4 protein-coding genes are annotated in these 5,511 nt (G+C 72.0%); 1 reads left to right on the top strand and 3 read right to left on the bottom strand.

What is annotated here, in order from left to right; genetic code table 11:
• A partial coding sequence (locus tag ACGFT2_RS34040) for a maltotransferase domain-containing protein (protein WP_393286228.1) occupies positions 1-749 on the bottom strand: 749 nt, incomplete at its 3' end.
• A 330-nt stretch (positions 750-1,079) separates the two neighbouring features.
• On the opposite strand from ACGFT2_RS34040, the gene glgP reads away from it, so the two are divergent.
• Positions 1,080-3,698: an alpha-glucan family phosphorylase gene (gene glgP, locus ACGFT2_RS34035; protein WP_393286226.1), complete on the top strand. Its 2,619-nt coding sequence runs from the start codon at positions 1,080-1,082 to the stop codon at positions 3,696-3,698.
• Between the two features lie 147 nt (positions 3,699-3,845).
• On the opposite strand, the gene ACGFT2_RS34030 is transcribed toward glgP, so the two are convergent.
• Positions 3,846-4,367 (bottom strand): DUF1990 domain-containing protein, encoded by a 522-nt coding sequence (locus ACGFT2_RS34030; RefSeq protein ID WP_393286223.1) that lies wholly within the window; start codon positions 4,365-4,367, stop codon positions 3,846-3,848.
• Positions 4,368-4,437: 70 nt separating this feature from the next.
• Positions 4,438-5,511, bottom strand: a 1,074-nt coding sequence (locus tag ACGFT2_RS34025) for a M4 family metallopeptidase (RefSeq protein WP_393286219.1), incomplete at its 5' end; no start/stop codon positions are given.

Raw genomic sequence — 5,511 nt, 5'->3', positions numbered from 1 at the left:
GAACGCGGGAAGAACTCGTACCACGAGCCGTACAGGGCCCGCTCCCGCTCCACCAGCAGCGGCATCGGATCCGAGGCCGTCACCAGCTCCCGCAAGGGATGGCGGACGAGGACCCCCACCACCTCGGGGTCCAGCGCCGCCGCGAGGCGCCAGGCCGCAGGCTCCTTCTCATCGCGCAGGGCCGCCGACGCGGCCAGCACGAGCGGCCGTTGACCGTCCGGGACGCCGGCGGCCGCACGCTCGTACAGCCCGGCGCCCTCCTGCAGGACCAGGCCGGTGTCGATACCGGCCGGGATCTTGATCCGGGCGTGGTGCCACCAGGTGGCCAGCGGATCGGACCAGGCCTCCACCGTGTACGTCCAGTGGCCGGGTTCGCCCGCGGTGACGGTGGCTCCCCAGCGGTCGGTGCCCGGGGCGAGTTCGCGCATCGGAGTCCAGGGACCGGGCCGGCCCGCCGGGTCCCGCAGCACCACGTTCGCCGCGACGGCGTCGTGTCCCTCCCGGAACACGGTGGCCGACACCTCGAACGACTCACCGGTCACCGCCTTGGCGGGCCGGCGCCCGTGCTGCACCACGGGGCGTACGTCGAGCACGGGGATGCGGCCGAGCGTGGTGGAGGTCTCCGGTGAAGCCGAGGAGGACCGCTCCCCGGCGGGGGACCGTGCGGCTTTTCCGCCCGCCGGCCTCTTTCCTGCTGCCTTGGCCTTGCTGCTTGTCGGGGGTGCTGACGAGTGGTGCGTGGCGGGCATGACCGCTCCTGTCCGCGTCAACGTGGTGGTGGGCGGATGGCTGTGGGGAGGTGGGTCCTGCGGCGGTGCTGGGTGATGCCTGTGGGGTGTGTACCGGAGGAGCCTTCCCCTCCTGTTCGGGTGGGCAATCCGGCACTTTGTTAACTACCGGCGCGTACGTCCACACACAAGACCGGCCTCTTTCTCCGGGTGCCCACCGTCTCGCCCTTGACGCCCCGACACCCCCACCGGGCAGGTCCCCACCGACCCCCGGGTAACCACTACCGTCGAGGGTGACGACGAGACGCACAGTGCCGTGCGTCTCACCCCGTAACGCGTCCGAGGTGGCATGTGAAGGCGATCCGCCGGTTCACCGTCCGTCCCGTTCTCCCCGCCCCCCTCCGGCCGCTGAGCGACCTGGCGCGCAATCTGCGCTGGTCCTGGCATGCGGAAACGCGCGATCTGTTCCAGTCCGTCGACCCGGAGGCCTGGTCCGCCGCCGCCGGGGACCCGGTGCGCCTGCTGGGCACCGTCCGCCCGGCCCGGCTCACCGAGCTGGCCGGCGACCGGCGCTTCCTGCGCCGGCTGACCGCGGCGGCCGACGACCTCGACGACTATCTGACCGGCGAACGCTGGTACCAGACACAGGCCGACGGACTGCCCGCCGCCGTCGCCTACTTCTCACCGGAGTTCGGCATCACGGCCGCGCTGCCCCAGTACTCCGGCGGCCTCGGCATCCTCGCCGGCGACCACCTGAAGGCGGCCAGCGACCTCGGTGTGCCGCTGATCGGGGTGGGGCTGCTGTACCGGCACGGATACTTCCGGCAGAGCCTCTCCCGGGACGGCTGGCAGCAGGAGCACTACCCGGTCCTCGACCCCAACGAGCTGCCGGTCACCCAGCTGAAGGGCACCGACGGCGCCCCGGCCCGGCTCTCCCTCGCCCTGCCCGGCGGCAAAGCGCTGCACGCCCGGATCTGGCTGGCCCAGGTGGGCCGGGTGCCGCTGCTGCTGCTCGACTCGGACGTGGAGGAGAACGACCTCGGCGAACGCGGGGTCACCGACCGGCTCTACGGCGGCGGCAGCGAGCACCGGCTGCTGCAGGAGATGCTGCTCGGCATAGGGGGTGTCCGGGCGGTGCGGACGTACTGCCGGCTCACCGGGCACCCGGAGCCGGAGGTCTTCCACACCAACGAGGGCCACGCGGGCTTCCTCGGGCTGGAGCGGATCGCCGAGCTGTGCGAGAAAGGGCTGGATTTCGACTCCGCGCTGGAGGCCGTGCGCGGCGGGACCGTGTTCACCACGCACACCCCGGTGCCGGCCGGCATCGACCGCTTCGACCGCGAGCTGGTGGCCCGGCACTTCGGGGCGGACGCCGAACTCCCGGACATCGACGTGCAGCGGATCCTGGCGCTGGGCATGGAGACGTACCCGGGCGGTGAGCCCAACCTGTTCAACATGGCCGTGATGGGGCTGCGGCTGGCCCAGCGGGCCAATGGGGTGTCACTGCTGCACGGGCAGGTCAGCCGGGAGATGTTCGCGGGGCTGTGGCCGGGGTTCGACGCCGAGGAGGTGCCGATCACCTCCGTGACCAACGGGGTGCACGCGCCGACCTGGGTGGCCCCGGAGGTGCAGCGGCTCGGCGTCCGGCAGATCGGTGCCCAGCGGGCCGAGGACGCGCTGGCCGTCGGCGGCACCGAGCGCTGGGACTCGGTCGCGGCCGTCCCGGACGAGGAGATCTGGGAGCTGCGCCGCACCCTGCGTGAGCAGCTGGTCTGGGAGGTGCGGGAGCGGCTGCGCGCGTCCTGGCGGCAACGGGGCGCGGCGGACGCCGAGTTGGGCTGGATCGAGGGGGTCCTCGACCCGGACGTCCTGACGATCGGGTTCGCGCGGCGGGTGCCGTCGTACAAGCGGCTGACGCTGATGCTGCGTGACCGGGACCGGCTGATGGAACTGCTGCTGCATCCGGAGCGTCCGGTGCAGCTCGTCGTCGCGGGCAAGGCGCATCCGGCGGACGACGGCGGCAAGCGGCTCGTCCAGGAGCTGGTGCGGTTCGCGGACGATCCGCGGGTGCGGCACCGGATCGTCTTCCTGCCCGACTACGGCATGGGGATGGCGCAGAAGCTCTACCCGGGCTGTGACATCTGGCTGAACAACCCCCTGCGCCCGCTGGAGGCGTGCGGCACCTCGGGGATGAAGGCGGCCCTCAACGGCTGCCTCAACCTCTCGGTGCTGGACGGCTGGTGGGACGAGTGGTTCCGGCCGGACTTCGGCTGGGCCATCCCGACGGCGGACGGCGCGGGCACCGACCCCGACCGCCGGGACGACATCGAGGCGGCGGCCCTGTACGACCTGCTGGAGCAGCGGGTGACCGCGCGGTTCTACGAGCGGGGGCGGGGCGGCCTGCCCGACCGCTGGATCCAGATGGTGCGCCAGACCCTCACCCTGCTCGGCCCGAAGGTGCTGGCCGGGCGCATGGTCCGGGAGTACGTCGACCGGCTCTACGGCCCCGCCGCCCAGGCTCACCGGACGCTGACCGCGGACACCGCGCGGGAACTGGCCGAGTGGAAGGCGCGGGTGCGGGGTGCCTGGCAGGCGGTGACCGTGGACCACGTGGAGACGACCGCGACGACGGCCACCGCCGAACTGGGCGCGACCGTGGGGCTGCGGGTCCGGGTGGGGCTCGGCGAGCTGGCCCCGGAGGACGTGGAGGTGCAGGCGGTGTCCGGCCGGGTGGACGCGGAGGACCGCATCACGGACGCCACGATCGTCCCGCTGAAGCCGACCGGAGCCCCGGATCTGGAGGGCCGCCGTCTCTACGAGGGTCCACTCTCCCTGGACCGCACCGGCCCCTACGGCTACACGGTCCGCATCCTGCCCACCCACCGGCTCCTCGCCTCCGGCGCGGAACTGGGACTGGTGGCCGTGCCGTCCCAGGACGTGGTGGAGGGGGCGGGCGTGCTGCTGAGGTGATCTGACGGGCGGGGACGACGGCAGCCGCGCGGGTTCACACCGCGCGGCTGCCGCACGCCGAACGGATCGACCGTCCCCGTCCACCGAGGGCCGGTCCACGTACCCGGCTCCTCCGCCGGTCGCCGTACCTGCGCCGGGCGTAGCGGCTCACGCTTCGGACAGGTCCGCGCAGAGTTTCCGCAGGACCACCCCGCACCGGCGGGCGTACGCGTGTTGCAGGCCGCGGGTCGCCGCGCCGCCCGCGCGGGCGTACCACTTGGCCGCCCTGCTGAACGCCGCGACCGTGAGCCAGACCGTGCCGTCGCCGGTGCGGTCGACGACGAAGGCCTCCTCGCCGCATTCCGGGTGGCCCTCCAGGGTGCCGTAGGCCCAGCCGGCGCGGCGGGGTTCCTCGACCGTCCAGACGATGCGGCACGGGGCCTTGACGAGGCCGGCCAGGGTGACCGTGACCTCGACGCCGGGGGCCGCGCGCTCGGCCGTGGCGTCGATGCCCACGCCCAGCGCGCGGTGCATCTCCCAGGTCAGGACCGCCTCGGCGGCCCGCTGGAAGACCTCCTGGCCTTCGCCGAGACGGGTGCGCACGAACATCGGGTGGAAGCCGGGCGGGCAGACGGTCAGCGCGTCGTGGGTCGCGCCGACCGGCTCATAGGTGAAGGACGCCGAGGACATGGGACACAAGGGTAGGGCGGCACCCGGAACGACTTCTTCCCGGGTGCCGCCCAAGCCGGAGCCGCTGCGGCTAGTTGACGTTCACCGCCGACCAGGCCGCGGCCACCGCCTTGTACTCGGCGCTGGAGGTGCCGCCGTACAGGGCGGACGCCGCCGACAGGGTGCCGGCGCGGGCCGACTTGTAGTTCGTCGTCGACGTGAAGTACGTCGTCAGTGCCTTGTACCAGATCTGCAGCGCCTTGGCGCGGCCGATGCCGGTGACCGTGGAGCCGTTGTACGTCGGGGAGTTGTAGGACACTCCGTTGATCGTCTTCGCGCCGCTGCCCTCGGACAGCAGGTAGAAGAAGTGGTTGGCGACACCGGACGAGTAGTGGACGTCCTTGTTGCCGACCGAGGACGACCAGTTGTCGGCGGAGCCGCCGTCCTTGCTGGGCTTGTCCATGTAGCGCAGCGGGCTGCCGTCGCCGTTGATGTCGATCTTCTCGCCGATGAGGTAGTCGCCGACGTCCGAGGCGTTGTTGGCGTAGAACTCCACGCCGGTGCCGAAGATGTCGGACGTCGCCTCGTTGAGGCCGCCGGACTCGCCGCTGTAGTTGAGGCCCGCGGTGTTGGAGGTGACACCGTGGCTCATCTCGTGGCCGGCCACGTCCAGCGAGGTCAGCGGGTGGGTGTTGCCCTCGCCGTCGCCGTAGGTCATGCAGAAGCAGCTGTCGTCCCAGAACGCGTTGACGTACTGGTTGCCGTAGTGGACGCGGCTGTAGGCGCCGACGCCGTTGTTCTTGATGCCGCTGCGGCCGAAGGTGTTCTTGTAGAAGTCCCAGGTGGCCTGTGCGCCGTAGGCGGCGTCGGCGGCCGCCGTCTGGTCCGTGGTCGAGCTGGAGGCGCTGCCGGTGCCCCACACGTCGTCGGCGTCGGTGAACAGCGTGCCGGTGCCGGAGGTCTTGTGGGCCAGGTTGTACGTCTTGTGACCGCCCCGGGTGCCGTCGGTCAGCTGGTACGTCGACCCCGACTTGGTCGTGTTCAGGGTGACCGTGCCGGAGTACAGGGACTTGCCGGTGCCGGTCTCGATGCCCTGGTACTCGTAGAGCTTCTTGCCGGTGGCGGCGTCGGTGACGACGTGCAGCCGGTTGGGGGTGCCGTCGTC

The organism is Streptomyces sp. NPDC048514, assembly GCF_043199955.1.
Classification (GTDB): Bacteria; Actinomycetota; Actinomycetes; order Streptomycetales; family Streptomycetaceae; genus Streptomyces.
Note: the sequence above shows the minus strand (reverse complement) of the source record. Positions and strands in the feature narration are given on the sequence as shown.